Below are 12,633 nucleotides of genomic sequence, written 5' to 3'. Positions count from 1 at the left end.
TCCGACGAGCGCTGCTCCGGCTGAAGAACGCGGGGACCCGTGCCCACCGCCCGGGCCGCTCGTCACTGCGCGGATGGTCTCGGCGGTTCAGGTGCCGACACGGGCTCGAGCACCACCCCGTCCACGGGGACACCGCGGTGCGGCCCGGGGCCGTAGACCGCCGTCGTGGACAGGTGGACGAGACGCGGCACCCCGGCGCGCCGGGCCTCCTCGACGAGGGACCGGGTGCCGCCGACGTTCGTCCGCTCGCACTCCTCGGCGTCCCCGTCGACCCGGCAGGCGAGGTGGATTACGACGTCCATGGCGCGTGCCGCGCCGTCCAGCGACGCGGCATCGGCCAGGTCCGCGCACACCCACTCCGCTCCCGCCGGCGCGTCGGCCGGTACGCGGCGGGCGATCGCACGCACCTCGACGGGCCGGCCGTCCGCGCGCTCACGCAGCAGCCGGGAGAGGACCGCTCCGCCGACGAAGCCCGTCGAGCCGGTCAGCAGCACCCGCAGGGGCCTCATGAGGAACCGCCCTTCGCCGCCGTTCTCTTCCTCGCGGGCTTCCCGGCCGCCGCCTGCACCGCGTTCGCTTCGGCCTCCTGCTCCGGCTCCGGCTGGTGCTCCGCGTCCCGTTCCGCCCCCAGCCCGTGCTCCTTCTCCGGGACCTTCTCCTTCTCCGCCGGCACCGCCCCTGCCCCGCGGAACTCCAGCGCGGCGATGACCTCCGCGGGCGCGAGGGCCGGCAGCAGGCATCGCAGCATGTTCTCTATGCGTGCGGGCAGGTCGGCCCGGCCGGACTCGAGGCGGGACATGATCTGAGAACCGGTGTACGCGGCCACGATCACCTGCGGGTAGGCATCCTCGTCCACGTCCGGGTGAAGCTGGCCGAGTTCGCGGGCCTCGGCGAGATGGGCGCGGAACTGCTCGGCCCACCAGTCGTAGATCGAGTAGTCGAGCAGGTTCACCTCGCTCTGCTCGACGGCGAGCCGCACACCGGCCCTGAACAGGACGTTGGACCGCATCTCCACGGCCAGGTACTGGCAGACGTCGACCAACTGCTGCAACCCCTTGTGGTCGACGGGCCAACGGAGTTCGGCGGCCTGTTCCACGACGACGGCCCGCGCCAGGTCCGCCTTCGACCCGAAGTGGAAGTACATGGCCCCGGTCGTGGTGCCGGCCTTCTGCAGGATCGCGTTCAGCCACGCCCCGTGGTAACCGGACTGGTCGAACACCTCGGCTGCTGCCCGAATGAGCGCGAGACGGGTCCGTTCCGCTCGCTCCTGCCGTTGCCGCGCCATCGGCAGACTCCCAACCCGGAGACAAACAAAAAGAACGATCTCTATTTCATTTACGTCGGCGCCGGCCTGTCACTTCGGACGCCTTCGCTTCGCCTGCGCGTGCCCATTGAGAGCGCCACCGCACCAGGGGGACCCCCCATGCCCATCAGCCCTGCCCAGCACACCCTCGGAAGCCGTTTGATGACGATTGAAACCGCTTTCACCCACAAGACGAACCCGGACGAAGTGCTGCTGCGCGACTGGCGCAGAACCGCGCCCGACGCCTACACCGCCACCGCGGCCTGGCCGACCGCGCACCCGTTCTACGCGGACCGCCTTGGCCTGCACGATCCGCTGCTGCTGAGCGAAACCGTCCGCCAGACGCTGCCGCTGCTGTCCCACGGCGCCTACGGGGTGCCGTTCGGCCACCATCTGCTGTGGAAGGACTTCGGCTGGGAACTCGACCCGGCCGCGGCCCGCGCCGACGGGACTCCGGCCGCACTCCAACTCTGCTCCTGGAGGCCGCCCGCCAGGCCGCCCTGGCCACGGCGCACCCGCAGCCGGTGTTCGTCACCGGCATGCACTCCGACTTCGTGAAGTACGCCGAGATGGACGCCCCCTGCTGGCTGGAAGCCGAGCCGACGGCGGAGCCCGGCCGGGTCCGGGTCGGCGCGCACCAGCACGACCGGGAGATCTTCTCGGCCGTGGTCACGCTGGCCGCACCGCCCACCCACTCCTCCCGCACCGCCTGACGTGCGCGCCCGCCGCCCGCACCGCCGGGGCACGGCCCGTGCGCGGGACTCGGTCCGCCGCGGCAGCGGCGGACGGGTCGGGCCGGGCGGACCGGTCGACCCGGCGCTCGGATCGCGCTATCCCGCGGACAGGCCGGTCCCCACGGACGGGTCCGGCCCGGCGGATGGGTCGGCGGCGGCCCGCAGCGCGTCCAACAACCCCCGCAGCGCGGGCTGTTCGAGAGCGGTCTCCCGCACAACGGCCGAGATGACCCGGAGCGGCTCGGGGTTGCGGATCGGGCGCACGACGACACCCGGATGCCGGTTGCGGAGCCCCAGCCTCGGCATCAGACCGACACCGAGCCCGGCCGCGACGAACCCCTGAGCGGTGGCGTAGTCCTCGCTCCGGATCACGAAGTCCGGGCTGAAGCCCGCTGCCGCGCAGGAGTCGATCACCGGCTCCAGGCACGGACCGGGCGGCTCACTGCCGACCCACTGTTCACCGGAGAGCTCGTGCAGGTCGACGACCTCCCTGGCGGCAAGCACGTGACCGAGCGGCAGGACGGCGTCGTACGGATCATCGAGGAGGTGGACGACCCGGAAGCCGGCACCGACACGGTCCCGCACCTGCACGACGACGGCCAGGTCGGTCCGGCCCGGCGCCACGCCGTGGAACGGCTCGTCCACGTCGTTGAGTTCGAGGTCGATACGGACGCCGGGATGCTCCGCCCGGACCTCGGCCAGGGCGGGCGCCACCAGCGTGGAGCCCGCCGTGGCGAAGTAGCGGACCGCCAGACGGCCGGTCCGCCCGGCCCGTAGATCACCGAGCGCCGTCTCGGCCTGGGAGACCGCCGCACCGATCAGGGCCGCGTGCTCGGTCAGCAGCAGCCCCGCGGCCGTGGGGCGCACCCCCCGGCCGGCCCGTTCGAGCAGGGGGGTGCCGGCCTGCTTCTCCAGGGCCGCCACCTGCTGGCTGACGGCCGAAGGCGTGTAACCGAGATTGGCCGCGGCGGCGGTGACCGTGCCACTCGTGACCACCGCACGCAGGACTTGCAGTCGCCTCACATCAAGCATGTAGCACAGCTTAACAGAATGATTAGAACCATTCGCTTGTCCGTAAGGCTCGGCTGAGGCACCTTCGAAGAACGGGCACCGCCCCGCACCACCCCGTGACAGCCGACCCCGTCCCGCAACGACGGACGAACCCGTGGAGGAAGCATTCGTGAACAGCAGCGCACAGAGTCTGTGGGGCGGCTTGCGGGTGGCCGTGCTCGCCCTGCTCTGGGGTTCCACGTTCCTCTGGATCGAACTGGCACTGAGGGGGCTCTCACCGCTCCAGGTCACGTCCGTCCGGTGCGCGCTGGGAGCCCTCGTCCTCGTGGTCGCCTGCTACGCGACGGGGCACCGGTTGCCCCGGGGCGTTGCCGTGTGGCGGCACATAGCGGTCGCGGCGTTCTTCTGCAACGCCCTCCCCTTCGCGCTGTTCAGCCTCGGTCAGCAGACCGTTGACTCCGGTCTCGCGGGCGTCCTCAACGCGACGACACCACTCTGGTCGATCGCCCTCGGTCTGGCCCTCGGCTCGGAGCGGGGAATCCACCGGGTGCGGCTGACCGGTCTCCTACTCGGCTTCGCGGGCACGATCGTCATCTTCGCCCCCTGGCAGACCACCGGCGGCGCCGACTGGGGCGCCCTCGCCATCCTCGGCGCGGCCGCCAGTTACGCCGTCGCGTTCACCTATATGGGCCGCACGCTGGTCCGCAAGGGAACCCCGACCATCTCGCTTTCCGCGGCCCAGCTCCTCGCCGCGACCGGGCTGACGGCCGTCGCGATGCCCGTCGGCGGGCTGGAGCGGATCGACCCGAGCCTCACGGTGGTGACGGCCGCCGTCGCCCTCAGCGTCCTCTGCACCGCGATCACCTTCCATCTCACCTACCGGATCATCAACGACGAGGGGGCCACCAACGCCGCCGTGGTCGGCTATCTGCTGCCCGTCGTCTCCGTGCTGCTCGGCGCCGTCGTCCTCGGCGAGGACCTCGGTATGCGGGTGGTGCTGGGTATGGCCGTCGTCCTGCTGGGGGTGGGGATGACACGGCGGCCGGCCGCGACGAACGCCGGGAAGCCGGCACGCGGGGAAGCGGACTCCGGGGAACCCGCCGCCGGTGGACCCGGTCCCGCGGCCCTCGCGGGCGGCGCAGCAAACTCCGGGGTTCCGGCGGGTGCCGCCCCCACCCCGGCGGCCCCTGTCGCGGCGGCCACCACCCCGCCGGAGGAAGCCCGATGAGCGCCCGAATGCCGGAGCACCGGCTGTGGTCGGCACACCGCGAGCTGATCGAAACGGCGGTCCGCACCGACCTCACTCACCCCTTCCGGCCGGGGCAGCCGCACTTCCCCGGGTTCGGGGACGAGCGGCGCGAGACGGTGTTCAGCCTGGATGGAGGCGACGGCTTCACCGTGCACCGCTACACACTGGTCGGCCAGTGGGGCACTCATGTCGACCCGCCGTCGCACTTCCTGGCCGGGGCCCGCACGCTGGACCAGATCCCGGTCGAGGAGATGATCCTGCCCCTGGTGTGCTCCACGTGGCGGATCGCGTCGGCACCGACCCCGACACCACGCCCACCCTCGACGACCCGCAGCCGTCAGGACCAGATAGCTCGGAGGGTCGTCCGGGAGCTCCTGGACGAAAACGTAGCGTCCCTGTTCGTCGCCCGAGGCGATCCGCCCCAACGTTTCCACTTGGACCATTCTCCATGCTCCCGAAGTGCGGGGCTGCGGGTCCGGGTGGCCGGCAGCTGAGGCTCCCGGACGTACGTAGGCCCCGGCCGACAGAGGCCGGCCGAGGCGCACGGTGTCAGGATGCGACGCTCACCGCTCCTGCTCGCACATCCCTTCCTCCAGCTCCTGGATGTCGCGGTCGCCGGAGGCCACGCAGATCCAGCGGGTCGGCTCCTCGGTGTACTCCCAGCTCCGGGGATCGGCGAGTAGCTCGTCCAGCTCCTGCCCGGTGACCTCCTCGCCGGTGTGGTCCGCGGGCCACTCGTCCGACCGGAACACCTTGATGAACCCGAGCCGGCTCCAGCAGGCGATGAGACGGACGAAGCGCGGAATGTGCTTCGCCCACGCACGCTCGTCCTCACTGTCGGACCAGTCCGCGAGCAAACTCCAGAGGTCCGAGCACTCACCGCCGTTGACGTAGAGGCAGTACTCGTCGTCCGCCCACTCCTTCACGGCCGACCGCCCTCGATGCGGTGCAGAAACTCCCGCACCGCGTCCAGTAGTTGCTCAGCTGTCGCGTCGCCTGGATCCCGGTCGGCCGCATCCGGGACGTAGTCCTCGACCACGTGGAAGAGTTGGTTCAGGATGCCGAACTCGTCATCCGAGAGCCCATCGGCCTCTTTGAAGAGCGCCAAGAACTCCGCCTCGAACCCTTCGAGTGTGAGCTGCCCGGCGACGGCTCGCCGGGCGATTTCTACAAAGGGGTCCAATGGTCCCGGCATCACAGACTTCCTCATTCGAGAACGTTCTCCGCCCGATCGTTGCGCCCGGGAGAGGCGTGTGGCACGAGTTTCGGTGAACTGACCCGCGACGCCGAGCCGTCCGGAACCGATTCCGTCGCGGACCGGACGCGGTCCCACCCCCGGAGCTACGCCGAACGCGACGGCCGGCCAGGAGCCGCCGTCCGGCACCAGGGCTCCCGGCCACCATGCCGTTGACCAGGATCGATCCCGGTACGATCCCATGCGCCGGAACCCGGAACAGGTGGCACCGGTACTCGTCGGGGAGATACGGCTGCGGTCGGCGTGCGAGAGAACGGCGTTGTCGGGATCGGCCAGGGAGAGGACGTCGTCCTTCCGACCGCCGGACGCCGGCGAAAGACGCTACTCCTGCCGCCCCGCCCGCGGCGGCGGTCCGTACTCCGCGCCCGGCTGGGCGAGCCGGTGAGCGAGATGGGCGAGCCAGCCACTCGGTGAGTACGGCGCCGGGGGATCGACCTCCATGCCCAGCTCCGCCACGGCCAGGGCATGGTCCGACTCGTCGAGGTCCAGGGCGAGCAGCTCGTGCAGCTCACCGACGAGGCGGGTGACGAGCTGCGGATCGGTGGAGGCCCGGTAGTCCGCGATGGCCGCCTCGTGGTCCTCGAACTCGTCCGGCATGTCCTGCGAGAACCACCCGCCGAGGAACTGGCCGAGCTCCGGGAACCGGGCGTGCCACTCCCAGTGGGTGGCGGGCACGGCGGGCGGCGGCACCTCGCCCTCCTCGATGCTGTGCCTGATGTGGTCGGCGAGCGTGTGCAGCCACTCCTGGACTTCTCCCTCCGGCAGGCCCACGTCGGGGATGGCGTAGAACTCGCCCAGGCGCAGCCGGAGCCGTCCGGGCGGGTTCTCGGCGTACTCGCGCGCCTGGCGCTCGGCGACCGCCAGCGCCCGGGGACGGGTGTGCCAGGTGTGCCGGAGGTATGCCGTCAGGGCTTGGCCGGGTGTGTCCGGGGTGTCGTCCGCCGGCTGCCCGACGTAGGCACGGATCAGCTCGTCCAGCTCGCCGTAGCGGCGGTCGTGTTCGAGAGGGCTCAGGGGCACGGGGTGGGGCCTTTGCGAATGATGGGCGGAGGGTTGTGGCTAGAGGTGGACGGGAAACGTGGCGTGGACGACGAAACCGTGCGGGGCCGCGGTGTCCCGCTTGAGCACGACACGCGCGGCGCGTACGTCGATGGGCTCCCGCCCGGCCAGCATCATCGCCTGCAACAGCACCCGGCCGACCGGCTCGGGCCGCGCGGGCCAGGACGCCTCGATGGTCAGCCGCGGGCGCGTGCCCTGGGCGAGCCAGCGGTGGATGAGCTGCTCGTTGACGGTGACGACCTGCTGCGTGGCCCATCGGGCGGTTTCACGGTCCGGGTAGGTGGCGGACCGGTTCCGGGACGGCATGGCGGGAGAGACCTCTGAAGGGTGTGGTGTCATGACAGGACGGTGTGCTCTCGCCGCATGTGGTCGTCGACAGCCTGGAGCAGTTGGCGCAGTGCCTCCGGGGACACCCAGCCGATGACGGCGGACAGGCTGTGCTCCATCGCTCGCTTTCCCGGGAAGAGCACGAGAGCGGACTGGGCCTCGGCCGCGAGAGGGGCCAGGAACTCGCCGCAGTAGGGGTGCTCGGAATCGATCGCGGCTTGAATGGAGTCATGGAGAGTCGCGTATTCCCCGTCGTACACCCAGTTGGCTCCGAAGCCGGAAAGCCGGGGGAATCCGACTTCGATTTCCCAGCGGGCCAGGGGAAGCTCGTCGTAGTCGTCCTGCGGGTCCTGTTCCAGGGTCCGAAGCTTCCCCGCCAGGGAGTGCAGGTATGCGGAGGCCTCCGTTCCCCCGCCGGCTCGTTCCAGCTGCCGGCAGAACTCCTGCGGCAGCGCTTCCATACCGTCGGCGCAGAGACCGGCGACGTGGTCGAGCAGCGCGGCCACCGTGGCGATCGGACACACCCAGTCCGTCACGCCCGTCACCCGCGTGGTCCGGATGAAACGCCGCAGCTCCTCGTCGAGGGACAGCGTCTCCCCGGAGTCCCGCACCGCGGCGGCGATATCCAGGACCCTCCTCACCGGACCGTCGATGAAGAGGCGTGTGGTGTGCGAGACCACGTGGTCACCGTCCTTGTTGCCAACAGACACGAAACGCGAACAAAACTACGGACTGCTAAGGACTGACAGGGTACGACGTGATGACGACGAAAGGCGGGTCGAGGCCCTTCTTGTACCTCAGCGCGACCTGCATGGAATGCACCTCGCTCGCCGGGGCGTTCATACCGTGCGACGTGTAGTCACCGCGTTCCACGGTGCGTCCCGTCACCTCGTTCACGGTGAGCTTGAGAGCCGGGTCGATCTTCGAGTTGTCCGGGTTCCAGTTCGGGTTGTTGGCCATCCGTCTCTCCACCCTCTTGATCCAGTCCTCGACGCGCTGGGCGTTGTCGATGTCGTCGAGTGCCGCCTGCGTCAGACGCTGCGCGGACGACAGATCCTTGTACGTGGAAGCGGACGGGGCGTTCCCCTGGTCCCGGAGGCGCTGCGTCAGCTGGTCATCGGTGAGCCCGATGTGCTTGTCGACGCCGTGGCTTCCGTGGATGCCCTCCTGACCTGCCAGGTCCAGTGGGTAGAAGTGGTTCCTGGGATCCTCCCCCGGGACCGTGTACATGTGCTCGGGCTTGAACTCGTTCAGTGCCCGGGCGCCGAACGCCTGCGCACGCGCCTCCTCCGCGTGGAAGGTGGGCGCGCTGCGGTAGGCCTCGTCCAACGGTCCCGTCAACGCGTCGAGCCGAGGCACCAGCGCATTGACCCGCCGGTTGTACTCCGTGACGATCGCGTTCAGCCGGCCGGTGTCGATGTTGAGGACGATGCCCGCGCCGAGCTGGCCCGCCCCCTTGGCGACCCCCTTCACCACGCCCTTGATGAGGCCCCTGACATCGTCCATCCCGACGCCGTCCTTCAGATTCACCTCCACCTTGGGGATCGCCTCCCGGATCGCGTCGACGTAGACGTCCCACACCTCCCGATTGAGGTAGACGGCGGCTTCGGCGAAGTCATACAGCAGGTCACCGACCTTCTGGGCGGTGTCGAACAGCACCGTCATCACGGGGTGCGAGGCGGTCTGCGACGAGGCCGAGTCGTGCCTCCACTCATAACCTTCCCGGCTCGTGCCCCACGCGGTCGTCCCCCAGAGCGCGCTGCAGAACTGCCGCATGGCGTCGTGCCATTCGCTGTTGCTCTGCTGCGTGATGCTGCTGAGGTTTCCGGTCAGCGCGCTCTCGGCCATCGAGAGCGTCGAGGTCATCGCCATCCACGCCTTGGACAGCGAGTTGAGGTAGTGCTGCTGCGGATAGGGGTAGACCTCCGCCACCTTCCCCATGCGGAAGGCGTGTTTCACGACGGGGCGCAGAACCTCGCGGACCGGCTCCGGCACCCACTCCAGCAGGCTGCGGATGAAGTCGTCACCGCCGTCGTCATCACCCCACTTGAGGTTGGGTACGGAACCATAGGACGGAGCCCTGTCGATGACCCGCGGCACTGGCTGGGTGACCGCCCTCGTCCGCCCCGAGGGGTCATTGGCCGCCTCCGCCTTCGCATAGTTGTTGGCCGTCGTGGTGAACCCGACCGCCGCGCCGCCGATGCTCACGACACTCTTGGCCCACACCTCGAGGAAGCGGTTGCCCACTTTGACATACGAGGTGGCGAACGCCTGCGGAGCGGTTCCGTAACCGCCGGCGTCCGGGTACTTGTTCAGCTCGCCCAGAAGGGTCTTGGCGCCCTTGTCCATCGGCGTCTGCTGGGCGGCGACACCCCCCGACACCCGGTAGAGGTCGGACGGCTTGACGTCGATGGTGCCGGCCTGCCCTCCGGGCCCCGGTGTGCCCGGCTGCGGACCGGCCATCAGCGCGCGCCCCAGCCCCGCAGCACCGCCTGGTGCGCGGCCGTGTAATTGACGTGGCTGGTGGTCGCGCAGGCGTGTAACCACTTCTGCGCCGCCTGTAGGTCCTGCGCCGAGCGGTCCCACTCGTCGAGTTTGTCGACGAAGACTTCGCGGGCCTCCCCCTCCCACGACAGCACGACCGGGATGACACGGTCGTAGATGTCGTCAAGCTTGTTGTTGAGCTTCTCGAGGATGTCCTCCAGTTCGCCGGCGAGTTCGCGGAGACTGGCAACGTACACGGTTATGTGGTCGTCACCGGACGGCCCGGTCGTCATGATTCCCCCGTTTCATGATCGGAACTGTGCTCGTGGAGGGTGGCTCCGGCGGCGGGCGTCAGAACGAGTCGAGACTGCTGCGCTGACGCCCGGTAGCCTCGCCGCCCCGCGCGTCCGGGTGCGCGGTGGACAGCCTGTCGACCTCGCTGTCGATGTCCACCCGCACGCTGCGCATCTGCTGGAGCACGTCCAGCTCATCCTGCGTGAAACCGTCACGGCTCAGGCGCACGGCCCGCTCCAGGTGGCGCAGGACATCCCTGATGCGTACGGCGTCCTCGGCGGCCGCCCGGTGAAAGCCGCGGTACGCGGTCCCGGCCGGCCCGCGCCAGCCCTTCTCGATGCGGTCGACGATCGAGTCCATACGCCGGACCTGTCTGTCCAGGTGGTCCTGCATATCGTCGAGGTCGTCAGCGAGTTTGGTGAGGTCCTCGCTTGACGCCCGCAGGTCGGCACCGCCAACCGGCCCCGCCCCTGTGTCGCGTATGCCCATGCCACCAGCTCCCCCGCCCCGTGGTTTCAACAGCTCACGTCACATGACAGACGATCATACGCGTCATGTCTTCGCGCCTCGACGGAGACGAACTCCAACACCTCGCCCAAGGCGCGCAGAACGCAGACCGCACGTTCCGTCGGTGTGAGCCGCACCAGCAGCACCAACAGCGCCGACGACACGACGTCGCGCTGCTCGGCGGACCCATGGGACCGAGCGATCCATCCTGCGTGAACACCGGTTCCGGCAGCCACGGCCCCACGTACTCCTCGCGCTGCGCACGGGCCGAGGTGAGCCGGTTGAGGCAGAGGTTGGTGACGACCCCGGCGAGCCAGGCCCCCGGGTACTCAATCGCCGCGCGGTCAGCGCTGCGCCGTGTCGGTTCCATGCCTGACCAGCCGGCGCCCGGCTTCCCTGGCCCGCGCCCCCTGAACCGCTCCGGGTTCGGTAGAGGTCTCAGATTGTGGTGATGACCTGGGGTTTCGTGAGTTCGGTGTAGTGGTTGGCTTCGTATTCGACGGGCGGGATGTGGCCTGTTTCACCGTGGAGTCTTCGGTGGTTGTACCAGTCGACCCACTCAGCGGTGGCCAGCTCGACCTGGGAGAGCGTCTTCCAGGGACGCTGGGGCTTGATCAACTCGGTTTTGAACAGGCCGATCGTGGACTCCATGAGGGCGTTGTCGTACGCGTCACCGACGGATCCGATGCTCGCCGCGATGCCGGCGGCGTCCAAGTGCTCGGCAAGCTGAGGAATTGTCAAGACTTGTGGATGAGGAGTGGTTGGCTGCTGGCAGGCATAGGGGCTTGAGTCTCCAGTAGGGGGAGACGCAAAGGTGGGGGCATGGACGGCGACACGCTCTACTCGATCGGCGAGCTCGCTCGGCGGACCGGTCTCACGGTCAAGACCATTCGGTTCTACTCCGATCGCGGAATCGTGGCGCCGACGGACCGCAGCCCGGCCGGCTACCGCCTCTACAACATCGACGCCGTCGCACGCCTCGACCTCGTGCGGACCCTGCGCGAGCTGGGACTGGACCTTCCCACGATCCGCAAGGTCGTGGACCGCGAGCTCTCGCTTCCCGAGGTCGCCGCGGCGCACGCCGAAGCACTGGCAGTGCAGATCCGCGTCCTGCGTTTGCGGCGCGCGGTGCTGACGGCGGTGGCCGAGCGCGGGTCCACACCTGAGGAGACGGAACTCATGCACCGGTTGGCCCAGCTCTCCGAGGACGAACGCCGACGTCTGATCGGTGATTTCCTCGACATCGTTTTCGGTGGTCTTGACGCCGCCCCCGCATTCGCGGGGGTCATGCGCTCGATGACCCCCGAGTTGCCCGACAACCCGGAAGCGGAGCAGGTCCAGGCATGGGTAGAGTTGGCCGAAATGTCCCTGGACCCGGATTTCCGCGCCGCCGTGCGGCGGATGGCCGAGGACCAGGCAGCCGAGCAAGCCCGAAGCGACACGATGGGCCCGCGCCGCGACATCGCCGCAGTCGTCCGTGACCAGGCCGGCCCGGCCCTGACCGCCGGCATCGACCCGGCCTCGCCCCAGGCCGATCCGATCGTCGCGGCGTTCACGGCGCACTACGCGCACCTCCTCGGCCGCCCCGACGACGTCGAGCTTCGCCGCCGGCTGGCGACTCGGCTGGAGAGCGTGAACGACCCCCGCAGGGAGCGATACCTCCAGCTGCTCGCAGTGGTCAACGGCTGGCCGGCCCCGGAGAGTCTGGCGCCGGTGTTCGACTGGTCCGTCCAGGCTCTGCACGTCCGGACACAGCAATGACGGGGTGGTCGCAAGGCGGCATAGGCCGGACGCGGCTGGCGTCGGGTGAAAAGGCCGCCGCATATGATCGGTTGGTGAATGCCCCCGTCGTACTTCAGGTGGCCGCGACGCCGGCCTCTCCCACTCTCGTTCTTCGCCCCTGGCGCATGGAGGACGTTCCCGCATTGGTCGAGGTGAGCCGGGATCCCGCATTGCGCCAGTGGGCGAGCTCTGTCGTGGACAACGATGCTGACGGGGCACGGTGGGTGCAGGCCCAGCAGCGGGGCTGGGCAGCGGGGGGTCGGTTCGGCTTCGCCGTCCTTGAGGCACAACCCGGTTCAGTTCGCGAACAGTTGGTGGGCAACGTGGTCCTCAAGGAAGTCATCTCCGGCAAACCGGCGGCCGAGGTGGGCTACTGGACCGCGGCGCACGCTCGCGGGCGGGGAGTGGCCCCCCGCGCTCTGGAAGCACTCACCAGCTGGGCCTTCGACACCTTCGAGGGCGACGGGCTGGAGCGTCTCGAACTCCTGCACCAGGTGGACAACCTGGCATCGTGCCGGGTTGCGCAGAAGAGCCGGTACGACTTTGACAGCGTCCTGCCCGCGGCGCCGCCCTCCTTCCCTCGCGATGGCCACCTGCACGTACGGCGCACGAGTGCCTGAGATCCTCC

Annotated in this window: 18 protein-coding genes and 1 pseudogene; 6 read left to right on the top strand and 13 right to left on the bottom strand. The window is 69.5% G+C overall.

The features are described from left to right. Window positions 1-62 precede the first annotated feature (62 nt). On the bottom strand, window positions 63-509 hold the full coding sequence (locus KBZ10_RS08785) for an NAD(P)-dependent oxidoreductase (RefSeq protein ID WP_210986949.1): 447 nt from the start codon (window positions 507-509) through the stop codon (window positions 63-65). After that, window positions 506-1,285 carry a ScbR family autoregulator-binding transcription factor gene (locus KBZ10_RS08780; protein WP_210986948.1) on the bottom strand — a complete coding sequence of 260 codons (780 nt, stop codon included), beginning with the start codon at window positions 1,283-1,285 and terminating at the stop codon, window positions 506-508. The genes KBZ10_RS08785 and KBZ10_RS08780 overlap by 4 nt, the downstream gene beginning before the upstream one ends. Window positions 1,286-1,465: 180 nt before the next feature. Here KBZ10_RS08780 and KBZ10_RS08775 point away from each other — a divergent pair, with 180 nt between their 5' ends. Together KBZ10_RS08775 and KBZ10_RS08770 are read left to right on the top strand one after the other, a co-directional pair. Next, entirely contained in the window at window positions 1,466-1,861 is a 396-nt protein-coding gene (locus KBZ10_RS08775; RefSeq protein ID WP_247702080.1) for an AfsA-related hotdog domain-containing protein, read from the top strand. Then, entirely contained in the window at window positions 1,843-2,016 is a 174-nt protein-coding gene (locus KBZ10_RS08770; protein WP_210987150.1) for a hypothetical protein, read from the top strand. The genes KBZ10_RS08775 and KBZ10_RS08770 overlap by 19 nt, the downstream gene beginning before the upstream one ends. Window positions 2,017-2,133: 117 nt before the next feature. On the opposite strand, the gene KBZ10_RS08765 is transcribed toward KBZ10_RS08770, so the two are convergent. Beyond that, on the bottom strand, window positions 2,134-3,069 hold the full coding sequence (locus tag KBZ10_RS08765) for a LysR family transcriptional regulator (RefSeq protein ID WP_210986946.1): 936 nt from the start codon (window positions 3,067-3,069) through the stop codon (window positions 2,134-2,136). A gap of 148 nt (window positions 3,070-3,217) precedes the next feature. On the opposite strand from KBZ10_RS08765, the gene KBZ10_RS08760 reads away from it, so the two are divergent. Next, on the top strand, window positions 3,218-4,276 hold the full coding sequence (locus KBZ10_RS08760; protein WP_307847293.1) for a DMT family transporter: 1,059 nt from the start codon (window positions 3,218-3,220) through the stop codon (window positions 4,274-4,276). Next, window positions 4,273-4,791 carry a cyclase family protein gene (locus tag KBZ10_RS08755; protein ID WP_247702056.1) on the top strand — a complete coding sequence of 173 codons (519 nt, stop codon included), beginning with the start codon at window positions 4,273-4,275 and terminating at the stop codon, window positions 4,789-4,791. The genes KBZ10_RS08760 and KBZ10_RS08755 overlap by 4 nt, the downstream gene beginning before the upstream one ends. Window positions 4,792-4,860: 69 nt before the next feature. Here the strand turns inward: KBZ10_RS08755 and KBZ10_RS29240 are convergent, their stop codons facing one another. The 10 genes and pseudogenes from KBZ10_RS29240 to KBZ10_RS08710 all read right to left on the bottom strand — a co-directional run bounded on the left by KBZ10_RS29240 (window position 4,861) and on the right by KBZ10_RS08710 (window position 10,964). Further along, the gene (locus KBZ10_RS29240; RefSeq protein WP_247702055.1) at window positions 4,861-5,223 is read right to left on the bottom strand and encodes a hypothetical protein; all 363 of its coding nucleotides are present in this window, start codon (window positions 5,221-5,223) and stop codon (window positions 4,861-4,863) included. Further along, on the bottom strand, window positions 5,220-5,507 hold the full coding sequence (locus tag KBZ10_RS08750) for a colicin immunity domain-containing protein (RefSeq protein WP_210986945.1): 288 nt from the start codon (window positions 5,505-5,507) through the stop codon (window positions 5,220-5,222). The genes KBZ10_RS29240 and KBZ10_RS08750 overlap by 4 nt, the downstream gene beginning before the upstream one ends. A 366-nt stretch (window positions 5,508-5,873) precedes the next feature. Beyond that, window positions 5,874-6,572, bottom strand: a complete 699-nt coding sequence (locus tag KBZ10_RS08745; protein ID WP_210986944.1) for a contact-dependent growth inhibition system immunity protein — start codon at window positions 6,570-6,572, stop codon at window positions 5,874-5,876. A 39-nt stretch (window positions 6,573-6,611) separates the two neighbouring features. After that, window positions 6,612-6,917 carry an RNase A-like domain-containing protein gene (locus KBZ10_RS08740; RefSeq protein WP_210987120.1) on the bottom strand — a complete coding sequence of 102 codons (306 nt, stop codon included), beginning with the start codon at window positions 6,915-6,917 and terminating at the stop codon, window positions 6,612-6,614. A 29-nt stretch (window positions 6,918-6,946) separates the two neighbouring features. Continuing rightward, window positions 6,947-7,648 carry a hypothetical protein gene (locus KBZ10_RS08735; RefSeq protein ID WP_307847291.1) on the bottom strand — a complete coding sequence of 234 codons (702 nt, stop codon included), beginning with the start codon at window positions 7,646-7,648 and terminating at the stop codon, window positions 6,947-6,949. A gap of 25 nt (window positions 7,649-7,673) precedes the next feature. Beyond that, window positions 7,674-9,401 (bottom strand): RNase A-like domain-containing protein, encoded by a 1,728-nt coding sequence (locus tag KBZ10_RS29235; RefSeq protein ID WP_247702054.1) that lies wholly within the window; start codon window positions 9,399-9,401, stop codon window positions 7,674-7,676. Then, window positions 9,401-9,715 (bottom strand): WXG100 family type VII secretion target, encoded by a 315-nt coding sequence (locus tag KBZ10_RS08725; RefSeq protein WP_210986943.1) that lies wholly within the window; start codon window positions 9,713-9,715, stop codon window positions 9,401-9,403. Before KBZ10_RS08725 ends, KBZ10_RS29235 begins: the two co-directional genes overlap by 1 nt. A 58-nt stretch (window positions 9,716-9,773) precedes the next feature. Beyond that, on the bottom strand, window positions 9,774-10,205 hold the full coding sequence (locus KBZ10_RS08720; protein ID WP_210986942.1) for a WXG100 family type VII secretion target: 432 nt from the start codon (window positions 10,203-10,205) through the stop codon (window positions 9,774-9,776). Window positions 10,206-10,318: 113 nt separating this feature from the next. Further along, window positions 10,319-10,572 (bottom strand): annotated as a pseudogene (locus KBZ10_RS08715) (RNA polymerase subunit sigma-24); the annotation flags it as partial. 89 nt (window positions 10,573-10,661) lie between these two features. Then, window positions 10,662-10,964, bottom strand: coding sequence for an integrase core domain-containing protein (locus KBZ10_RS08710; protein ID WP_210986941.1), 303 nt, complete (start codon window positions 10,962-10,964; stop codon window positions 10,662-10,664). A gap of 81 nt (window positions 10,965-11,045) precedes the next feature. On the opposite strand from KBZ10_RS08710, the gene KBZ10_RS08705 reads away from it, so the two are divergent. After that, window positions 11,046-11,984: a MerR family transcriptional regulator gene (locus KBZ10_RS08705; RefSeq protein WP_210986940.1), complete on the top strand. Its 939-nt coding sequence runs from the start codon at window positions 11,046-11,048 to the stop codon at window positions 11,982-11,984. A gap of 98 nt (window positions 11,985-12,082) precedes the next feature. Continuing rightward, window positions 12,083-12,625 carry a GNAT family N-acetyltransferase gene (locus tag KBZ10_RS08700; protein WP_307847314.1) on the top strand — a complete coding sequence of 181 codons (543 nt, stop codon included), beginning with the start codon at window positions 12,083-12,085 and terminating at the stop codon, window positions 12,623-12,625. The last annotated feature ends 8 nt before the right edge of the window (window positions 12,626-12,633 follow it).

The organism is Streptomyces sp. F63 (assembly GCF_018070345.1).
GTDB lineage: Bacteria > Actinomycetota > Actinomycetes > Streptomycetales > Streptomycetaceae > Streptomyces.
The sequence above is the reverse complement of the archived record's forward strand: the minus strand, read 5'-3'. Positions and strand labels throughout refer to the sequence as shown.

What these genes read in the sequence shown, in the direction of transcription:
- KBZ10_RS08785 (WP_210986949.1), bottom strand. Translation starts at nt 509, where the DNA reads ATGAGGCCCCTGCGGGTGCTGCTGACCGGCTCGACGGGCTTCGTCGGC.
- KBZ10_RS08780 (WP_210986948.1), bottom strand. Translation starts at nt 1,285, where the DNA reads ATGGCGCGGCAACGGCAGGAGCGAGCGGAACGGACCCGTCTCGCGCTC.
- KBZ10_RS08775 (WP_247702080.1), top strand. Translation starts at nt 1,466, where the DNA reads ATGACGATTGAAACCGCTTTCACCCACAAGACGAACCCGGACGAAGTG.
- KBZ10_RS08770 (WP_210987150.1), top strand. Translation starts at nt 1,843, where the DNA reads ATGCACTCCGACTTCGTGAAGTACGCCGAGATGGACGCCCCCTGCTGG.
- KBZ10_RS08765 (WP_210986946.1), bottom strand. Translation starts at nt 3,069, where the DNA reads ATGCTTGATGTGAGGCGACTGCAAGTCCTGCGTGCGGTGGTCACGAGT.
- KBZ10_RS08755 (WP_247702056.1), top strand. Translation starts at nt 4,273, where the DNA reads ATGAGCGCCCGAATGCCGGAGCACCGGCTGTGGTCGGCACACCGCGAG.
- KBZ10_RS08750 (WP_210986945.1), bottom strand. Translation starts at nt 5,507, where the DNA reads ATGAGGAAGTCTGTGATGCCGGGACCATTGGACCCCTTTGTAGAAATC.
- KBZ10_RS08740 (WP_210987120.1), bottom strand. Translation starts at nt 6,917, where the DNA reads ATGCCGTCCCGGAACCGGTCCGCCACCTACCCGGACCGTGAAACCGCC.
- KBZ10_RS29235 (WP_247702054.1), bottom strand. Translation starts at nt 9,401, where the DNA reads ATGGCCGGTCCGCAGCCGGGCACACCGGGGCCCGGAGGGCAGGCCGGC.
- KBZ10_RS08725 (WP_210986943.1), bottom strand. Translation starts at nt 9,715, where the DNA reads ATGACGACCGGGCCGTCCGGTGACGACCACATAACCGTGTACGTTGCC.
- KBZ10_RS08720 (WP_210986942.1), bottom strand. Translation starts at nt 10,205, where the DNA reads ATGGGCATACGCGACACAGGGGCGGGGCCGGTTGGCGGTGCCGACCTG.
- KBZ10_RS08705 (WP_210986940.1), top strand. Translation starts at nt 11,046, where the DNA reads ATGGACGGCGACACGCTCTACTCGATCGGCGAGCTCGCTCGGCGGACC.